The sequence below is a fragment of the Roseateles cavernae genome (assembly GCF_040187885.1).
Classification (GTDB): Bacteria; Pseudomonadota; Gammaproteobacteria; order Burkholderiales; family Burkholderiaceae_C; genus Roseateles_E; species Roseateles_E cavernae.
Genome location: NZ_JBDPLH010000004.1, coordinates 109,692 through 127,715 on the forward strand (window position 1 = coordinate 109,692; position 18,024 = coordinate 127,715).

11 protein-coding genes are annotated in these 18,024 nt (G+C 71.3%); 2 read left to right on the forward strand and 9 right to left on the reverse strand.

Features of this window, described 5'->3' with window-relative positions; genetic code table 11:
* The first annotated feature begins 19 nt into the window (after nucleotides 1-19).
* Together ABGI63_RS13990 and ABGI63_RS13995 are read left to right on the forward strand one after the other, a co-directional pair.
* Nucleotides 20-367, forward strand: a complete 348-nt coding sequence (locus ABGI63_RS13990) for an ArsC family reductase (protein ID WP_137942021.1) — start codon at nucleotides 20-22, stop codon at nucleotides 365-367.
* A 15-nt stretch (nucleotides 368-382) separates the two neighbouring features.
* On the forward strand, nucleotides 383-1,099 hold the full coding sequence (locus tag ABGI63_RS13995; RefSeq protein ID WP_349742998.1) for a riboflavin synthase subunit alpha: 717 nt from the start codon (nucleotides 383-385) through the stop codon (nucleotides 1,097-1,099).
* Between the two features lie 76 nt (nucleotides 1,100-1,175).
* On the opposite strand, the gene ABGI63_RS14000 is transcribed toward ABGI63_RS13995, so the two are convergent.
* From ABGI63_RS14000 to ABGI63_RS14040, 9 genes are all read right to left on the reverse strand, one after another.
* Nucleotides 1,176-2,630 (reverse strand): hypothetical protein, encoded by a 1,455-nt coding sequence (locus tag ABGI63_RS14000; RefSeq protein ID WP_349742999.1) that lies wholly within the window; start codon nucleotides 2,628-2,630, stop codon nucleotides 1,176-1,178.
* 237 nt (nucleotides 2,631-2,867) lie between these two features.
* Nucleotides 2,868-4,268: an eCIS core domain-containing protein gene (locus ABGI63_RS14005; protein ID WP_349743000.1), complete on the reverse strand. Its 1,401-nt coding sequence runs from the start codon at nucleotides 4,266-4,268 to the stop codon at nucleotides 2,868-2,870.
* Between the two features lie 14 nt (nucleotides 4,269-4,282).
* Nucleotides 4,283-4,642 (reverse strand): hypothetical protein, encoded by a 360-nt coding sequence (locus tag ABGI63_RS14010; protein WP_349743001.1) that lies wholly within the window; start codon nucleotides 4,640-4,642, stop codon nucleotides 4,283-4,285.
* Entirely contained in the window at nucleotides 4,639-7,047 is a 2,409-nt protein-coding gene (locus ABGI63_RS14015; RefSeq protein ID WP_349743002.1) for a putative Ig domain-containing protein, read from the reverse strand. The genes ABGI63_RS14010 and ABGI63_RS14015 overlap by 4 nt, the downstream gene beginning before the upstream one ends.
* Nucleotides 7,044-8,393 carry an ATP-binding protein gene (locus ABGI63_RS14020; protein ID WP_349743003.1) on the reverse strand — a complete coding sequence of 450 codons (1,350 nt, stop codon included), beginning with the start codon at nucleotides 8,391-8,393 and terminating at the stop codon, nucleotides 7,044-7,046. The genes ABGI63_RS14015 and ABGI63_RS14020 overlap by 4 nt, the downstream gene beginning before the upstream one ends.
* The gene (locus ABGI63_RS14025) at nucleotides 8,377-10,863 is read right to left on the reverse strand and encodes a contractile injection system tape measure protein (RefSeq protein ID WP_349743004.1); all 2,487 of its coding nucleotides are present in this window, start codon (nucleotides 10,861-10,863) and stop codon (nucleotides 8,377-8,379) included. Before ABGI63_RS14025 ends, ABGI63_RS14020 begins: the two co-directional genes overlap by 17 nt.
* A complete protein-coding gene (locus tag ABGI63_RS14030) occupies nucleotides 10,860-13,304 on the reverse strand; it encodes a hypothetical protein (protein ID WP_349743005.1) in 2,445 nt (814 codons plus the stop codon). Before ABGI63_RS14030 ends, ABGI63_RS14025 begins: the two co-directional genes overlap by 4 nt.
* A complete protein-coding gene (locus ABGI63_RS14035; RefSeq protein ID WP_349743006.1) occupies nucleotides 13,301-14,152 on the reverse strand; it encodes a hypothetical protein in 852 nt (283 codons plus the stop codon). Before ABGI63_RS14035 ends, ABGI63_RS14030 begins: the two co-directional genes overlap by 4 nt.
* Nucleotides 14,149-18,021, reverse strand: a complete 3,873-nt coding sequence (locus ABGI63_RS14040; RefSeq protein ID WP_349743007.1) for a baseplate J/gp47 family protein — start codon at nucleotides 18,019-18,021, stop codon at nucleotides 14,149-14,151. The genes ABGI63_RS14035 and ABGI63_RS14040 overlap by 4 nt, the downstream gene beginning before the upstream one ends.
* Between the last annotated feature and the right edge of the window lie 3 nt (nucleotides 18,022-18,024).

Below are 18,024 nucleotides of genomic sequence, written 5' to 3' on the forward strand. Positions count from 1 at the left end.
CATGGTAACTTCCCGCCCCATGATTACTGTTTATGGCATTCCCAACTGCGACACGATGAAGCGTGCGCGCGCCTGGCTGGACGATCAGGGCCTGAGCTACCACTTCCACGACTACAAGCGCGCCGGCGTGCCGCCCGAGCAGCTGCAGCGCTGGCTCAAGGAACTGGGCTGGGAGCGTGTGCTCAACCGTGCCGGCACCACCTGGCGCAAGCTCGACGAGGCGGCCAAGACCGCTGCGGCGGACGCCGCCGGCGCGGCCGCGCTGATGCAGGCCCAGCCCAGCGTCATCAAGCGCCCCATCATCGAATGGGACGACGGCCGCCTGACGGTCGGCTTCTCGGCCGAGACCTTCTCGCGCCATCTTTGAAAGCGACGCACTGATATGTTCACCGGCATTGTTCAAGGCATCGCCGAAGTCGCCGCCATCACCGACAAGCCCGGCCTGCGCAGCTTCTCGCTGGAGTTCCCGCCGGGCTTCTGCCACGGCCTGGAGATCGGCGCCAGCGTCGCCAGCGACGGCGTCTGCCTGACCGTCACCGCGCTGCAGGGCGATACCCGGGCCGACTTTGATGTGATGCAGCAAAGCCTGAACCTGACCACGCTGGCCGGCCTGCGCCAGGGCAGCCGCATCAATGTCGAGCGCGCCGCGCGCGACGGCGCCGAGATCGGCGGCCACCCGCTCTCCGGCCATGTGGACTTCATGGCCACGGTGGCCGAGATCCGCCGGCCCGAGAACAACCATGTGCTGCGCATCGCGGTGCCCGCGCCCTGGATGCGCTACATCTTCGCCAAGGGCTATATCGCGATCAACGGCGCCAGCCTGACCGTCGCCGAAGCCCACCGCGAACCCGGCGGCGCCGGCTGGTTCGAAGTCTGGCTGATCCCGGAAACCCTGCGCATGACCACCTTCGGCGAGAAGGAGGTGGGCTCAGGTCTGAACATCGAGATCGAGCGGCAGACGCAGGTGTTCGTCGACACGGTGCGTGAGGCCATCGAGGAGCGGCTGGGGCCGCTGCTGCCGGCGTTGGAGAAGTTGCTGGCGCGGGAGGGGCAGGCGCTGGAAAGTCTTGCCGATCCGACCCGCTTGCTCGACCGCTGAGTGCCGTACCTAGGCCCCTACCTGGTCCGCTACCGACCAGGTCAGACCGGCCCGGTACGGGTCTCTGGCCGACCCACTATTTGATGGCCTTGTATCTCGGATCCTTTGCCGAGATGTAGCTTGAAGATTGAGTCATGTCCGTATAGCGGGCGTGGGCCTTGGCCATTTCTTTGCCATACATGGCCAGCAAGTCCGGCAGGCTCAAATCGGTCTGCACATAGAGCTTGTGGTAGCTGTGCACGATGGCCCACATGCCGGCATCCACGTTGTCCAGTTTGGCAGCCGAGCTGGGCATGATGCAGCCGGCATCGAAGTCCTTCATGAGCGAGAGATCCCTCGATTCGACCTTGAGGCCTTTCTCCTGGTTGTTCTTGGCAATCGCGGCCTGCACAGTGTGCGCGTGTATTTCGGAGACCACGCCCCAGTAATTCCGGCCCAGGCTCCCTCCGCCTTGCTGCATGCGGCAGCTGTCCACGGCATGCTCCAGCTCGTGACCGATTTTGGTGTCGTCATAGCTGTCCAGCGCTTTACAAGACAGCTTGCCCGCGCCGTCGCCTTTGGCATTGAATACACAAGCGCCGGGCTTGTTCACGGGGTCGGTGATCTGGACGTCCTTGCAGACCTGATCCACCTCCGACAAGGTGCCGTTGTAAATGGGATTGCTGCGCGCCTCGCCGCACAAGGCTTCGACGAGCGGGTCACAGCGAACGTGGGCAAGCTTGCCGTAGGCGACTTTGTCACTCTGCGTCGCCATGCCTGTTTCGTTGAGTGCGCACATGTCGTCGCTCGGGCGCCTCGGCGTGGGCAGGATCGCTGTGGATGTCATCGTGCGCTGCCCCTCGATCAGCGGACGTTCCGGCGGACGGGGCTGGGCCCGGGTGGTCAGGGCGGTCGAATTCGTCGGGCGGTGGGTCTCTGTGGTGGGCCTATCGAGGGGCAGCAGGCCCATCGATGGCATCCCCAGGCGCGCGGGCGATGTGAGCAGCGGGCTACTTTGTGGCAGGGCGAGCGACCCTGGCCGCTGCGGGGCCAGGGCCGTCGAATTCCTCTGAGCCTCCGGCTGATGGTCCGGTAGATGGTCAGGCGCATGCCGGGCCAGGGAACGGGGGGCGCGCGCCGTCAAAGGCTGCGCCCCGGCCCCGTTGATCTGGCCGAGCAGCATCAGCAGGGTCAGCATGACGCCGACCTCACCCGTGGGGGCGTGGCCAATTCTGCCCGGATCGAAGTCCTGGGGCTCTTGCCGGCGAGCCTCCTGCCGGCCCCGGTCGCCGCGCCTTTGCCGCTCGGCCCGGCGATCGGCCTTGGCCGAAGCCAGGCCGGCCTTGTTCCGTTGCAACTGCAGCGTCGCTGCGCCGGCTGCCGGCATCGCCCCGCGAAGCTGGTCAATCTGTGCCCGCTGAGCCAACTGGCGTGGGCTCCCTGTACCGCCAGCGCTGCTCCCAGGGGTTTCTTGGCTCGCCTCGGCCTCCGCTGCTGCTTGCCGGGTCGGGCTGCGGGCTTGGCGCCGGCGGTCTACTGTCTTGTCGCTCATGAGATCTCCGCCAATCAGTCCCCGTTTGGGCACCCTCGTTTGCAATCAAGAACGGCGTCAAGCATTGCGACTCGCAGCCCTGCGGTACTTGATCTGCAGGTTGCCGCACGCCACCGGCCTTGGCGCCGCCGCGCGGCCCCTGCTGGCTTGCCGGCTCATGCGGCAGTGGCTGCTGGGCGGTCTGCCTGATGGGGGATGTCTTCACAATGGGATCTCAGGCTGTCGGCGGGCGCGAACTCAGGCGCCGTCTTCGTGGTTGCTTCTGGCCCAGGCCGTCAGTTCATCGGCCTGGCCCTCGTCGAAGGTCGCCAGCACCTTGATGGTGTGGGGGCTGCTGGCTTTCAGGCTGCCCATCCAGCCTCGCAGATAGGCGGTGATCTCGCCATCGGACAAGACCGTTGCCCCCTTCTTCGCCTTCTTTCCCGTGCTGGCTGGCTGCGCCGCCTTCAGGGCGCGCTGGAGCTCGCCCTTCTTCTTGACCAGCAGGGCCTCGATAGTCTGATCAATAGCCAGGTCGACTGCGCTGTGAGTCTCGCGTTCCTTCTTCTTCTGTTCCTTCTCCTGCGCTCTTCGGCTGGCTTCTTCCTCTTCGGCCAGCCGGGCGCGCCGGAGTTCGTCGCGCGCGTCGAGTTCGCGTTGGTTGACCATGTCTACCGCGCCCAGCGTGTGCACCGCCATCGGCGCGACCGCGCTCACCCATTGCGAGCAAACCGGGCAGGGCGCGATCGAACCGCCGGTCTTGTCATCGATGGCCAGTGCCGGGAAGCTCAAGCTGGCCAGGTATCCGTTGGTCAAGCCATGTGTGGTGCTGCTTGCATAGTGGTTCAGCAGATTGCCCAGGGCATTGGGCTCGGCGCACATATAGCGGTTGCGCGAGTAGGTCTTTCCGGTGGCGACGCCGCCGTCGTCGAGCTCGGGCATGGTGTGGGCGTTGACGACAGCCTCGAAGCGGCTTCGCAGTCCTGGCCACTGGGCGAAACGGCCGCGTGTCGTGTCCTCATGGCCGCTCTCTCCCTGGGCAGTCTGGCTGCCATCGGTGATGCTGACCGAGGTTTTCAGCTGCACGGCTCCGTCCAGTCTGGCGCTCCTCACCAACTGCGCGCTGTTGCTGCTGCCACAACTACCACAGCAGCAGCCGGCCGCGTGCCGCAGGGGCGCCATCGCACGGCGCTGCGCGACCTGCCCCGCGCGGGCGCCCATACGGTCCGCTTCGGACTCCAGCGCATGGCTGTCGTTGATCGCGACACCCTGGCTGTGCCGGGTCGGCCGTACGCGACCCTGGCGCTGCTGCACCAGATGCCAGGCCTCATGTGGCAGATGTCTCTCCTGCCCCGGCCCCAAATGGATGTCTGAGCCCTGCGCATAGGCATGGGCCTGCAGCGCCGCCGGCTTGCTGGAGTTGCGATGCACGCGCACGCCGGACATGTCCATGCCCGACAACGCTTCGATGCCGTTCTTGAGCGAGTCTGGCAAGCCGGTCCTGTTGGCGTCTGGAACGCTCTGTTGCAGCTGTGCGATCTGCTGATGTTGCTGCTGCTGCCGAGGACCTGTGGCAGCCCGGCCTTGCTGCATCCCCAGTCGGCTGGCGGGTTCGAGCGGCTGCTTGTCATGGGCTGCCGCATCGACACGAGTTTTCATGCGTCGCTCCCCGCCTACTTGTTCTGCGAATTCGCCACATTCGCCGCCAGCATGCGGTCGCGCCGGCGGTTCTTGGCGGCGCTCTTGCGCGGGTCTTCCTCGCGGCCCTTGCCGGGCTTGTGCGAGGTGGTCTTGCCGCTGGGCGTGGTGGTCGAGTGCGATTTGCCGCGGTTGAAGCCCTTGGTCTTGCGGTCGCCCTCGACCCGCTGCACCGGCGCGCCGGTGCTCAGGGCTTGCAGCTGCGCGATCTGGGCGCCCTGGGCGCTCTGGCGCGGGCTGGTCGAGGCGGCTGAGGCACTGCTATGGCCGGCATGGGCGGCGGCTGCAGCAGCGCGTTGTGCGGTCTGGCTCTTCGGTGCGGCGAGGGTTTTCATGGTTTCTCCACCTTCGGTTTCAGCACGGCCCACAGGGCCGCGACAAACAGGATTGCGATCACGGTCCACATCAGCCCGGTGCCGTCGCGCAGGGCGCGCAGCTGCGGGTCGCAGTTCAGCAGCAGGGCGCCGACCAGCACCACCGGGATGCCGCCCAGCGGCAGATAGCGGCCCCAGCGCGCGCGCCAGGCGCAGTTCCACAGCAGCAGCGCCAGGCAGATCGCACCGCTCAGCAGCAGCAGATGGAACAGTGCCCGCAGCGGCCAGCGGTTCTCGCAGGCCCAGTCGCAGATCGGTCGGGTCGCGCTGTCGGCGGCGGCGCCGCTGAAGGCGGTGCGCAGCGCCGCGCTCATGCCGGGGCTGACGGTCTCGCCGGCCATCGGCAGCGGCCAGAAACCGACACCGCCGAAGTTGTCCTCGAAGTACACCAGATCGTCGGCGAACTGCTGGCTCTCGGCCTCCGGCATACCGATGGAGATCATCGGGATGAGCTTGCGCAGGAAGATGCGCCGGTCTATGCCCTGCAGCGCCGGCTCGGCCTCGATGCGGCCGCGCAGCTGCTTCTTGCTCAGCGCGCTGGGCTCGCTGAGCAGCACGAGGACGCGCAGCGTGACGTTGGTGGCGCTGCTGTAGACGGCGGTGCTCTCCTCGATGCGGCCATTGATCAGATGCGGGTCCTCGGCCGCCTTCAGAAGCTCGAACAGGCCGGCCACGGCGCCCGGCTCGCTGAGCTGGCGATCGCCGACCACCAGATTCAGCGCGTACCGGCGCTTGGGATTGGCGCGCAGCTGCTCGATCACCGCCAGCACGAAGCGGCGATGGAAATCCTTGAAGGCCTGGCGCCAGAGCGGCTGGGCGCCGGCCGGCGGCAACTCGTCGAAGAAGATCGTGATGCCGTCGCCCAGATGCTGGGCCTGGCCGAAGCCGGGTAGCCAGGCCTTGGCGCGCGACAGCCAGTCGGGCAGCGGTGCGTCGATCAGGCGGCGTGCCTGCTGCGGCAGCTGCAGCAGGGCCTGCTCGATCTGGGCCTCGCGAGCGGCCGGCGGCTGCACCTGCAGAAAGCGCCAGTCATTGCGATAGATCACCAGGTCCAGCGCCGTGCCGTGGCGCTGCGCGGTGCGGATGAAATTGGTCTGGGCCAGGGTCCAGCGCTCGTGGGCGTCCGGCGCGAGATCGTCGCCCGGGCTGTTGGAAAAAGGCAAGCCCAGCACGCTGATGCGGCTGAGCAGGCTGAAGTCGATCTGCTGCGCCTTGCCCTCGGCCCACCAGAGCGGATAAAAGCCATAGACCTGGCCCGACAGATCCTCGCGCACACAGCCGCAGCCGGCACCGTCCCAGACGATGGGCGGGTCGAGCTTGAGTTCATGTTCGTGCCGGGCCGCCTCGACCAGCCAGTGGCGCAGCGCCGCCGGCATGATGGTCTGCGGCAGCTGCTGCCAGCTGGGCGGGCCGCTGACCGGCTTGGCCTTGGCCACGGCCGCCCAGTCGGGCGGGCAGGCGGCGGCGAACTGGGCCTCGCTGGGCGGGGTCAGGCCTTGCTTGGCGGCTGCCTGCAGGCTCAGCATGCGGCTGTAGGCGCAGAGCCGGGCATCGAGTGCGGCCTCGAAGGTCTCGCGCGTCGGGTACTCCAGCGCGGTCAGCGGCTTCAGCAGCAGCTTCAGCTGCTCGGCCTGCTCCGCGCCCAGGTTGACCGGCAGCGGGGGCAGGGGCGCAGCGCTGCCCCCCGTACCGCCCGCCGCACCACCCACCTGGCTCGCGCTGGCCGCCGGCTCCGCCGGAGGCACCGGCAGGCTGCCGTCCTCGACGCTCTCGGCCGGCAGCAGGATGTCCAGCACCGCCGGCATCAGCCGGTAGGCCTGGGCCAGCGGCCGTGCCGGCGGCAGCGCGAGCATGTCCTCGGCCGAGAGTGTCGTCAGCGGCTTGGGGCTGCCACTCGCCGCGCTGGCGGCCGCAGCCGCTGCCTTGGGCCGGACCTGCACGACCGCCAGCAGATAGCGCTGCTGCGTCTGCTCGCCCAGCGCGTCGATCAGGCGCACCGTGAAGCGATGGCTGCCCGGCTTGTCGGCCGTGCCCTGCAAGACCCCCAGCGGGGACAGCGCGATGCCCTCGGGCAGAGCCCCGTCGGCCAGCTCGAAGCGATAGGGCGGACGACCGCCCTGGGCATGCAGCGGGCGGCGATAGGGGCGCTCCAGCAGGGCCGCAGGCAGACGAAACGCGGCGCTGTCCAGTTGCAGCGGCTCCTGCAACTGGCTCAGCGCGCGCGAGGCGGCCGGGGCCGGCGCGCTGATGGGCGCGCTGATGGGTGCGGTGGAGGGGGCGCTGGCGGGGGCGATGAGCGGCGCCTCGGCCGCTGATGCCGCGATCAAGGCCGGCAGCAGGGCGCAAAGCAGGTAGCGGCGCTTCACAAGGTCCTCCCTTCCTTGCGCAACTCCTTGAGCAGGCCCTGGCGCAGCTCGGCGGCGCTGATCTGCTCGCTGCGCCGGCGCAGTGCCAGCAGCGCCGCATAGCGCAACACATTGGCGATCGCGCCGCCGGAGAGCTCGTAGCGCTCGGCGATCTCGTCCAGCTTAACCTCGGCCGACAGCCGTTGCGGCGCCAGCATGCCGCGCCACAGCCGCAGCCGCTGCTCGGCATCGGGCAGCGGGAAGTAAATCATCGACTGGAAGCGCCGCGCAAACGCCTCGTCGATATTGCTGCGCAGATTCGAGGCCAGGATCACGGTGCCGGGGAAGTCCTCGACCCGCTGCAGCAGATAGGCGATCTCCTGGTTCGCATGCTGGTCGTTGGCGCTCTGGGTATTGCTGTTGCGCTTGCCGAACAAGGCATCGGCCTCGTCGAAGAACAGCACCCAGCGCCGGCTCTGCGCCTGATCAAACACCCGGGCCAGATTCTTCTCGGTCTCGCCGATGTACTTGGACACCACCATGGACAGGTCGATGCGGTAGACATCGACCTGCGCGGCCTGGCCGATCAGCGTGGCGGTCAGGGTCTTGCCGGTGCCGGGCGGACCGTAGAACAGCGCCCGGTAGCCGGGCTTGAGCGCGCGTGCCAGGCCCCAGTCCTGCATCAGGTGCTGGCCCTCGCGCATCCAGGCGCAGACCTGGTTCACCTCGTCCATCACCTCGGGCGCCAGCACCAGATCGTCCCAGCCCAGCGTGCTGCTGATCAGCTTGGCGGGGAACTGCGCGTTGTAGTCGGGCTTGTGCCAGACCCCGGTGGCCAGGCGCTGCAGCGCCTCGGCGCTGAGCTGCAGCGCGCCGCTGAGCTGGGGCTCACCGCCGGCCGGGTTGTCCAGCTTCAGCAGGCCCTGGCGCGCGAACCCATGCTCGGCATCGAACAGCGCCAGCAGCGCGATGCGGCGCTGCAAGTCCTCGCCGGCGATCAGAAAGGCGGCGGTCTCGCCGGTCGGCAGAAAGCCGCCATGGGCCTGGCCCTTGATGCCGCCGAACTCGGTGAAGCCGCGCTCCAGATTGCTGTTGCGCATGAACAGCAGGTCCAGCGCGGCCGGACGCAGATGCGGCAGCAGGGCCAGCGCCAGCACCGCCCGCTCGGCCGGCCCCAGCTGCAAGCTCTCGACCAGGCGCGCCAGCTCGCTGCCCGGCGGCAGACCGGGCGGCGGCGGCGCGTCCTCGAAGCCGGCCTCGCTCTGCTGGAAGTGCTGTTCCAGGCGCAGGCTCAGGACCTGGCCGAGCCAGTCCAGTTCCAGGGCCAAGGCCCGGGCCTGCAATGCGGTGCTAGCGCCAGTCGACATGCAGCACTCCTGTCATCCAGGGCAATCTGATCGTCGAGAACGACCAGGGCAGACGGTCCAGCAGCAGGTCGAAGGGCTTGGGCTCAACGAGCAGCCGCCAGGCCTGCTCGTCGGCATCGCCGGGCTTGCGGCTGAGCCGACCGCCGCGGCGCAGAAAGCTCTGGCGCAGGCCCTCGACCGAGGTGTTGCCGACCGCCTTCCAGTGCGCGATCACCGCGCCCAGCAAGGCATCCAGCAGCGCGCGCCGCTCCTCGTCCAGCGGCTCGGGCGCCGGCAGCACCTGGGCCGGCGGCACGCCGCACAAGAGCTTGGCCAGCACCTGCTCGGCCTCGCTGCCGACCCCATGGCCGAGCTCGTGGCCGGCGGCCAGATAGCCCAGCGCGGCGACTGCCAGGCTTTGCGCGGCCGGGCTCTTGAAGCGCCCGGCCTCCAGCAGCGCCAGCCGGCCGAACAGGCGCTCGGCATAGGCGGCCAGCATCACCAGGCCGGCGTCGGCGATATAGATCGGGCCCTCGCTGGCAGTGGGGTCGGGTCTTGCCAACGGTGGCGGAGTCAGCGGCCGATCGGGCCGGTCCGCCCGCAGGCCCAGCTCATAGTGTTCGGCCCGGCTGGGCGCTCGACGCAGGCCCCGGCGCAGCCGCGCCAGCACCGGGTCGGCCCAGGCGCTCAGACCCGCCAGCACCCGGTCCAGTCGTGCGAAGCAGCGCGCCAGCGAGCCCTGTGGCAGCGCGCGGTGCAGCTGCATCGCCCAGCGGCGCACCAGGGTCTCGGGACGGGGCGCCTGGCCCTCGACCAGCAAGGGGCGCAGCAGCCAGCGCCAGTGCTGGCGCTCGGTGTCGGCCGCCTTGGCCTGCGGCTGCAGCGCCTGCAAGGCCCGCTGCAGCAGGCCGCTGCAGGCCTGCAAGGTCGCCGCCTCGCCACCGGCAGCCTGGTTCAGCAAGGCCCAGCGCTGGGCCGGGCGGTAGCGGGCCAGCCAGCGTTCGGCATCGGACTCGCGCTCCAGCAGGCGGTTGAACTGCAGGCGCTGGGCCGCGCTCCAGCGCTGCGGCGCGGCGGCCAGCAAGGCATCGAGCTGGCTGCCCCAGTCCGGCGCGGGCGCTGTCGCGGCTGCGGCCGGCCCGGCGCCGTCCTGCTGCAGGCGCTGCCAGCCCTGCTGCCACAGCGCCTGCCAGCCGGCATGGGTCTGCGGCAGCCGGCCGGTCTCGGCCAGGGTCTGCAGACTGTGGTCCAGCAGATGCTGCTGCAGAGCGCTGAGGGTCAGCGGGGGGCTGTCCGGGCGCGCCAGCATGCGCAGCGCGAACTGGCGCAGCGACTCCATCCAGCTCGGCGCGCAGGACGGCACGCTCGATGGCGCGCTGGCGGGCTCGGGAGCCTGCATCAGATGCATCACCAGCCCGAGGCCGGCCGGCGCCAGGCTGGCCGCCCAGCCGCGCCGGCGCCGGCCCTCGCGGGCCCAGGCGCGCAGCAGCAGCGGCAGCTCCTGCGGCAGCTGCTGAGCCAGACCCAGCAACAGGCGCTGCAGCCTTGCGCCGTCCTGGGCGCGACCGCTGTTCAAGGCCTCGTCCAGCTGCGCCAGCGCGGCGGCCAGCAGCGGGCTGCGGCGGCGCTGCTGCGGCGTCACGGTGGGCGAGTGCTCATCGACGCTGTCGGGCCACAGCGCCTGCAGCAGCTGCCGGGCCAGCGCCGAGCGGGGGCGCGTCGGCCGGGGCAGGCCGTTGGCCAGCGCCGCCCAGGCCGGGCCCAGCAGCTCGGCATGGGCCTGGATCAGGGCCTGGATCAGCCCCTGCAGCCGTGGCCCGGCCAGCGTCGCACCGCCCCACAGCGCGCGCAGCCCGGCCACCCGCAGCGCCTGCTGCAGGCGCTGGCGCTGGTAGAGGCTGAGGCGGCCCCGTGCCTGCAGCGGGTTCAGCCACTGCGCATCAAGCAGCTCCAGTGCGGCGGCCAGCTCGGGCGCGCGCACGGCGATCAGGGCCTGCAGCCCGCCATGCGGCGTGATCAGCGCCAGCCTCTGCAGCACCTGCTCGCCGGGTGCCAGGCGCTGCAAGGCCTCCCACAGGCCCGGGCCATGGCGGCGCGCCAGCCGCGCCAGCCAGCCGGCCAGGTCTTGCGCCGAACGTGCCGACCAGGGCAGCGCGCCCTGCTGCAGATAGTGGCTGAACTGCGCCAGCTCATGCGCGTCGCGCGAGCGGCCGCTGCCGGGCAGGCGCTGCAAGGCCTGCAGCAGCGCGCCGTCCAGGCGCTCGGCCCATTGCCGCAGCGGCGCATCGGGTGTGAAGCGGCCCAGGTCCAGTTCCAGCCTGTCGATGTGCAGCACCCGGCCGTCGGCCGGCATCTGCGCCTGCAGGCGCGCCTGCAGCGTGCGCAGACCCGGGCCGCGCAGAAAGCGGCGCAGGCGCTCCTGCTGCTGCCAGGCCAGGCCCTCGCTGGCGAAGCGGGCATCCCAGACCAGGCTGTCGATCACGGCCCTCATGGCGGGGCCTCGCGCGAGATCTGCTGCCACAGCAGCCGGCGCAGCACGGCGGCGCGCGAGTCCAGCCGGCGTTGCGCGGCCGGGTCCAGCGCGCCGTCGCCAGCCAGGCTCTCGCACAGCGCCCGCTTGGCCAGCAGCCAACCCTGCAGGGCCAGCTCGAAGGCTTGCAGCGCCTCGGCTTGCAGCCACAGGCAGTGCGTCTGCAGATGGGCCGGCGCCAGCTCGGCCACGGTCTGCGCGGCCAGGGTCCGAAAGCGCGGGTCGGCGCCGCGCGCGGTCCAGGCCGGCAGCACCACGCTGAGCTGCTGCGCATAGAAGTCGTCCGGCACATCGGGGGGCAAGGGCACCTCGCCCTGGGGCCGCAGCAGCAGATGCTCAAGCAGATGCAGGCCCTCGCAGCGCCGCTGCAGGCCGCAGGCAAAGCCGTGCAGGGCCAGGGCCAGGTCTTGCGCGGCCGCCGCATCGGCCTGCCGGCCCAGCGGCCACCAGCGCTGCTGCTCGTCGGGGCCCAGCCACAGCAGCTTGCTTTGCTCTTGCCATTGGTAGCGGCTGGCATGGACGGCGCAGCGCAGCAGCGCGGGATCCAGGCGGTCGCCGGGTTTCCATAAGGGCTTGTCGGCGAGGTCCTCGCGCCGTGGCGCGTCGGCGAACAGCTGCATGGGCCTCAGGCCCGGGCCGGGCTGCCGCAAGACCTTGGGCGGCTCGGTGTCTTCGCTCACGCTCAAGCCCCGCTCACGCAGCGGTGCCATCAGCGAGCGGCTGTGGTGCTCGGCAAAACCCAGCTGCAGGCTCAGGCGTTCCTGCAGCGGCGCGGTGTTGCCGATCAGGCCGAAGCTCGGCCGGCTGTAGTCGAAGCCGGCATGGCGCTCGCGGGTGAAGCGCTCGATGCCGGCCGCCAGCGTCTGCTTGAGCCGCAGCAGATGCTGCTCGAAGCCGCCGGGGCTGAAGTAGCAAGGCAGGCCGCGCAGCCCGCTCTGCGGCAGGGCCTCGCCGTGCAGGGCCAGCAACTGGTCCAGCACGCGGCCGCGCCGCTCCAGCGCATCGTCCTCGGCCTGCAGGGCCGTCAGCTGCTCGGCGGGCGTCTGCAGCTGCAGCGCTGTCAAGCCTTCCAGATGAGACTCACCCAGCGGCTGCCACCAATAGCTCGGCGCTGCTTCAACCGCCAGGCTGTAGAGCGCACCGAGCCGCTGGCGCTGCGCCTGGCCATGGGCCAGCCACTGCTCCAGCAGCGCCATATAGGCCAGCCACTGGGCGTGCTGGCCGCTGCGGCTGTGGCTGCGGTGGCGTTGCTCGCCCAGGCTCTCGGGATGGGCATAGATCGCCGGCAGCTGCAGCAGGGCCGGATAGTAGGGCGGGTGCTCGGGCGGCGCCACGCCAGCCACCGCAGCGCCGAGCGCCGCCTGGCTCAGGCCGGGCAGTGGGTGCTCGTGGGCCACCTGCAGCTGGGCCAGGCGGCGCAGCAGATTCTGCGCGGGCAGGGTCTCGCGCGCCGCACCGCGCCAGACCACCCAGTCCATCAGGTCTTCGGCGCGGCGCGGCCACTGCAGGCACAGCGCGCCGGCCTCATCGCCCCAGGGCACGGCATCGGCGCCGGGGTCGACCGCCCCCTCGCCGTCGCCCAGCAGCTGCAGGCGCCGCACCGAGGCCAGGCCCTCGATGCCCTGCAGGGCCAGCACCAGATCGCTGAAGTACAGCAGCGCCTGCTCGCCGCGCTGCAGCTCGGCATCGCTGATCCAGCCCTGGGGCAGGGCCGGTCCGTCGAAGCGCAGTGCCGGGTCCAGCGCCGTGTCGGCCGGCCGCCAGCGCGGCCGTGCGGCGATGAAGTCGGCCGCGCGCTGCGCGAGCTCGCCAAGCAGCTCGGCCAGCTCGCGCGGGCCCTCGACATCGATCTCGAACACCAGGCGGTGTGGCCGGGGCTGCAGCCGCCGCACGGCGCCGTCCAGGTCTTCGCCCAGGTTGCGCAGCGACCAGAACGCGCGCTGGGCCGCGTCGATCTGGCCCTCCTGGGCCAGCAGGGCCAGGCGCCACAGCCCGGGCAGTCCCTGCTCGCAGGGCTGCAGCCGCAGCTGCAGGGCGCCGGGGCAGCGGGCCAGCAGCGCGCGGCGGTAGTCGGCCGCGGTGACAGGCCGGCAGGGCAGGATACGCTCGGGCCGGTGCAGGCCATGGCGCTCGGGCAAGACCTGGCCCTCGGGCCAGCCCAGCAGCTCGGGCACGCTTTGCTGGGCGCCGTAGACATCCTCGGTCAGCGCGTAGCACAGCGCCTCCAGCAGGGTGACGCCGGGGTCGTGCAGGTTGTAGTCGGTCCACAGCTGGCCGCTGGCGGCCTGGGCCAGCGCGATGCCGGCGCTGCGCAAGGCCTCGAAGTCCAGCGCCGGGCCGCCGGGCGATTGCTGCGGCTGCGGCGGCGGCTTGCGCGCGATGGTCTGCGGCCGCATGCTCATCGCTGACAGGCCTCCATATGCGGATCGAACCAGAGCTGGGTCAGCTGCGCGCTGATCAGGCATTTGTCACCGAAGTCGCAGCCGGTGCGGATCTGCAGCCGGTAGCTGGCGTCGCGGCCGCTTTTGACGCTCTTCGCGTTCTTGTCGCCCTTGTCGCCCTTGTCGTCGCCGCCGTGCCAGCGCAGCTGCAGGCGGTCGCAGCGCCGGCCCCAGAAGGCCTGGGTGCTGCGGATGCCGCGCTTGCGATTGAGGAAGTCCAGCCAGCCCCAGCTGGGGTTGTAGGTGTTCAGCGCCACCGCCTGCAGCAGCGCGAAACGGCCCGAGCCCTTCTGGCCGACACCGGCCATCACCTCGAAGCCCTGGCAGCCCTGCAGATCGTCGGTCAGGTCCTGCCACTGGCCGTTGGCCAGCAGCGGCTCGGGCGCGCTGCGCGGGTCGCTGCCGCGCCGGCCGCTGCTACGCACCGTGCCCTGCACGTCCAGCATGTCCTGCGGGTCGGCGGTGCCGATGCCGACGCGCTGGCCGCTGTCCTGGTCGGCGTCCAGGCACAGCAGCGGCGCGCTCGCGCCGTCGCCGGCCGAGCCACCGCGCTGCAGCAGCAGCTGATCGCGCGCGCGGCTCAGCGCCACGCGCCACAGCACGCTGTCGGGGTTCTGGTCGCGCAGAAAGCTCAGGAGCGCGTCATGGCCCACCGGCGCATAGATCTCCTCGCCGCGCTCGACCGTCTTGCGAAAACCCTCGTCGCTCATATTGAGCATGGAGTCGATCAGGTCGGCGAAATGGTCCTCGTTGGGCAGCTGGCCCTCGCGGAAATAGTTCTTCAGCGTCTCGCGATTGCGACGTGTCATGGTTTGACACCCCCGCCGATGATGAAGCTGCTGCCCAGCGCCAGCCGCGCCAGCCCGGTCACGCGGGCGCGGCGCTCGCCGGGCGCGGTCTGCAGCTCCAGCAGATGGCGGCGCATCGGCAGCAGCAGGGTCCAGCCGCGCCTGGCCGCGATCTCGCGGCTGCCCAGCCTGGCGCTGTCGCCGAGCCGGTAGCAGCCAGCATCGTCCTGTGTGATGTGCAGCAGCGAGATCGCGCCGATGGAGGCGATCTCGGGCCGGGCGCGGGCAAAGGCCTCCAGCTCCTCGGCATGCAGGCGCCAGTCGAACTGCACGCCGCGTCCGCCCGGCCGCCACGGCGACAGATAGTCCAGCAGGTCCAGATTGAGACGGCGCAGCGTGCTGCCGGCCGGCACACCGGCCACCAGGCTCAGCGCGCAGCGCAGCTGTACGCGGGCATAGGCGCAGTTGCGCACCGTCAGGCTCAGGTGCGGGCTGCTGCGCGCGCTCAGGTAGGCCTGGATGCGGGCCAGCGTCGCCGCATCCAGCCGTGGCGCGGCATCGGCCGGCGCGTCGGGCGGCGGCGCGGCGACCACCACCACCCGCAGCGCGCCCCGGCTGCCCAGGCAGCGCACCTTGATGACCTCGGGGAAGGCGTCCAGCACCAGGCGCTCGACGTCCCAGACCGTCGCGGCCCGGCCCTTGTGATGCAGGCGCTCGGCCGCGCGCACATGCAGCGCGGCGTCGTCCTCGGCCGCGCGCGCACCGAAGGCGCCGTCGACCTGGCGCACGTTGCCCAGCCCGGCGATGGGCTGCAGGCTGTTCTTGATGCGGCCCGGGGGCAGCGCCGGCTCGCCCGGCGGCGCCGCGCCCAGCCGCAGCACTTCCAGGCCCTGGGCCTGCACGCCCTGGAAGCCGGCCAGCAGCTCGAAGCCCCAGTCGGCGCTCAGGCGCAGCCAGAACAGCTCGGGCCCGGGCAGGGCCGGGCAGCCGCGGCTCAGATCGGCCGGCAGGTCCAGCACCATCAGGCCGCTGCGCAACAGGCCCTGGGTGCCGTCGTGCAGCAGGCGCTGGGGGTCCAGCCAGCGCCAGGCATCGCCGCACCAGGCGGCCCAGCGCAGCCGCGGGCGCTGCGCGTCCGGCGCATCGGCGGCCTGTTCGGCGCGCAGCCTAAACAGCAGGGACAGCGGCCCCTGCAGCTCGCTGGCGCGCAGACCGATGAAGAGCTGGCCGTCGGCCTGCAGGCGCGGCAGCCAGTGGTGGCCGCGCTGCCCGGGCAGCAAGCGCTCCCGGCCGAACGGGCCTTGCTGGAACAGCTGGCTGGCACCGGGCTGATCGGCCTCGGCCGTCAGCAGGCCGATCAGCTCTCTGGCTTCGTAGTCGACGCTGAGCTGCTCCAGCTGCGGGGTGTAGGGCGGCCGGGGCAGCGGCTCGGGCTCGCGGGCGCGCTTGAGCCGGCTGTTGCGGCTCAGCACCTCGGTCATCAGCTGCGGGTAGAGCGCATGGCCGAAGGCCGCCGGCGGTTCGGCCAGGCCCAGGCGGAAAAAGCCCTGGCGGCTGGCCAGGCTGAACTCGCCGCTCTGCCCCGGCTGGCCGGCTGGTTCGGCGCGGTGCCAGCGCTTGAGTTCGGTGGCGTCCAGCGCCAGCGTGCGCTGCGCCGCGATGCGACGCTGGCCGCTCAGGCTGTCGAACAGCGCCGTGGCCTCGCCCTGGGCCGCCTGCCAGCGGCCATTGGCCAGCAGCGACCAGCGCGCACGGAACACCGGGTTGCTCCAGTCGCCCGGATAGCCGCGGTAGTGCTCGGCAAAACCGCCACCGCAGCCGGGCAGCGCGGCCCACAGCAGATGCAGACGCAGGCTTTGCAGCGGCTTGGCCACCAGCTCGGGGCTGCCCAGCACCAGATAGGAGGCGGCGTCGGGCAGTGGTCCGAAGGGCGCGAAGGGCTTGCTGGGGTCGAGCCGGCCGAGCTGGTTGTGCAGCCAGAGCTGGCGCAGGCCACGCACCTTCACCGCCAGCGCGATGCTGTGCAGCGGCAGCTGCTGCAGCAGGCTGTAGGCATGCAGCCGGGTCTGCGGCTGCAGCTGCAGCTGCAGCACCGGCAGGGCCGGCCAGTCCGGGCCATGGAGGGCGGCCTGGCAGGCGACGATGGCCGGCTGCTCGGGCCGCAGGCGCAGGCTCAACTCGACCGCGCCGCCCGGGCCGCGCTCGGCAAACACCTCATCCACCGCCAGCCAGCCCTGCTCGGTGCTGAGCCGGGCGCGCCACAGGCCACGGAACACGCGGTCGAACACCAGCGAGCGCTCCAGCGGGCGGCGGCCGTAGATCAGCGACAGCGGGTCATCGACCGCGGCTTCGCCGGCCTCGTTGGCCTGCAAGACCCGGCGCGCATGGACGCGCAGCGCCGCCAGATCGGCCTCGCGCAGCTCGGCGGCGCTGCAGAGCCAGACCGCGAACAGCCGGCCCAGGCGCTGGGCCAGCAGCGCCGGCTGCTCGGTGGCCAGGCAGCGTGCGAGCAGAAAACACAGCATCAGCGAGCTGCCCGCCGTCGCGCCGCGGACCAGCGTCGCGGCGGCCATCGCCCGCTCTTCGTCCGATGGCGCGGGCCGCAGACCGGCGCGCTCGCGCGGCGGATGCTGCTGGGCCTCGATCTGGGCCAGGCGGCGGTAGGCCTGCTGCAAGCCCTCGAGATCCGGCGGCGCGGGGTCTTGCGCGTCGGCGTGCAGGCGCACACGGATCTCGCGCTCGCCCTCGCGCAGCGCCAGCAGACCCGAGGCGATGGCCAGACCCAGCTCGGCATCGGCGCCGCTGTCGATATCGGCGGCCTGCGGCCGGGCCTGCACGCCCAGCATCGGCCAGCTGGCCGGGCCGTCCATCAGCACCGGCAGGCGCTGGGCCTTGCTGCGGCTGGCGTAGCCGAACTCGCGTTCCGGCGAGATCAGCGGGTCGTGCTCCAGGCGCAGGCTCAACAGGGCCTCGACACGGGCATCGCCCAGCCACAGCTCATGGCTGGACGCGAACTCGATCAGCTGGCCCTGGGCATTCTTGCCGGCGCCAAAGCGCGTGCCGGCCGGCAGGCGCAGCACACCGTGGCTCAGCGTGGTGTGGCCCGGCGCGCGCTCCAGCAGCAGATGGGCCCGCTCGGGCAAGGCCGGCCGCGTGCCCAGGCCCAGCAGCTCGCGATGGTAGAAATGCTTGAAGCGCTCGGGAAAGTCGTTGAGCGGCGCACGGCTTTGCTGCAGCAGCTGCAGCAGCGTCAGCAGCAGGCCGACGGCCGGCTCATGGGTCTGGGTGCGCAGGCTGTCGGCCAGCTGTTCCTGGGCCAGCTTGCGCAGGCGCCGCAGCGCGCGGCACAGGCCCACCCAGAGCTGGCGCAGCAGCAGCGAGGTGTCGGGCTCCGGCTCGCCCTCGGGCGCGCCCGTCCAGGCCGGATGCAGGCGCGCCCATGCCAGGCGCTGGACCTCGAAACGCTGCAGGCCCTGGCGCAGCAGCGGGGCCAGCTCTTGCGCGATCAGGGTCTGCAGGCTGGCGGCCAGCGGGGCGCTGAACTGATGGGCGTCCAGCCCGTGGCACCAGCGATCGAGCTGCCCGACCAGGGCCCAGCAGCGCTGCCAGCGGGCGTCCAGATCGAGCCAGGGCAGATGCTCCAGCGCACGGGCCTCATGGGCCTCGGCCGGGTAGGCGGCGACATCGGCCAGCAGCAGGCTCAGGTCCCGGCCCAGCAGCTCGCCCCAGTCGCCGGCCGGCGCGCCGAAGGGCTCGACAAAGCGCAGCCCGCGTGCCTGGGCCAGCGACAGGCGCAGGCGCTGCGCCAGGCTCAGCTCGTCGGGCAGCAGATAGCCGGCGCGCAGGGCCGGCGCCTGGCGTTCGCTTTGCTGGGTGCCGGTCGCTGCCATGGC

Excerpts from the sequence above, each read along its gene's own strand:
- ABGI63_RS13990 (WP_137942021.1), top strand. The coding sequence starts at position 20 with ATGATTACTGTTTATGGCATTCCCAACTGCGACACGATGAAGCGTGCG.
- ABGI63_RS13995 (WP_349742998.1), top strand. The coding sequence starts at position 383 with ATGTTCACCGGCATTGTTCAAGGCATCGCCGAAGTCGCCGCCATCACC.
- ABGI63_RS14000 (WP_349742999.1), bottom strand. The coding sequence starts at position 2,630 with ATGAGCGACAAGACAGTAGACCGCCGGCGCCAAGCCCGCAGCCCGACC.
- ABGI63_RS14005 (WP_349743000.1), bottom strand. The coding sequence starts at position 4,268 with ATGAAAACTCGTGTCGATGCGGCAGCCCATGACAAGCAGCCGCTCGAA.
- ABGI63_RS14010 (WP_349743001.1), bottom strand. The coding sequence starts at position 4,642 with ATGAAAACCCTCGCCGCACCGAAGAGCCAGACCGCACAACGCGCTGCT.
- ABGI63_RS14020 (WP_349743003.1), bottom strand. The coding sequence starts at position 8,393 with ATGTCGACTGGCGCTAGCACCGCATTGCAGGCCCGGGCCTTGGCCCTG.
- ABGI63_RS14025 (WP_349743004.1), bottom strand. The coding sequence starts at position 10,863 with ATGAGGGCCGTGATCGACAGCCTGGTCTGGGATGCCCGCTTCGCCAGC.
- ABGI63_RS14030 (WP_349743005.1), bottom strand. The coding sequence starts at position 13,304 with ATGAGCATGCGGCCGCAGACCATCGCGCGCAAGCCGCCGCCGCAGCCG.
- ABGI63_RS14035 (WP_349743006.1), bottom strand. The coding sequence starts at position 14,152 with ATGACACGTCGCAATCGCGAGACGCTGAAGAACTATTTCCGCGAGGGC.
- ABGI63_RS14040 (WP_349743007.1), bottom strand. The coding sequence starts at position 18,021 with ATGGCAGCGACCGGCACCCAGCAAAGCGAACGCCAGGCGCCGGCCCTG.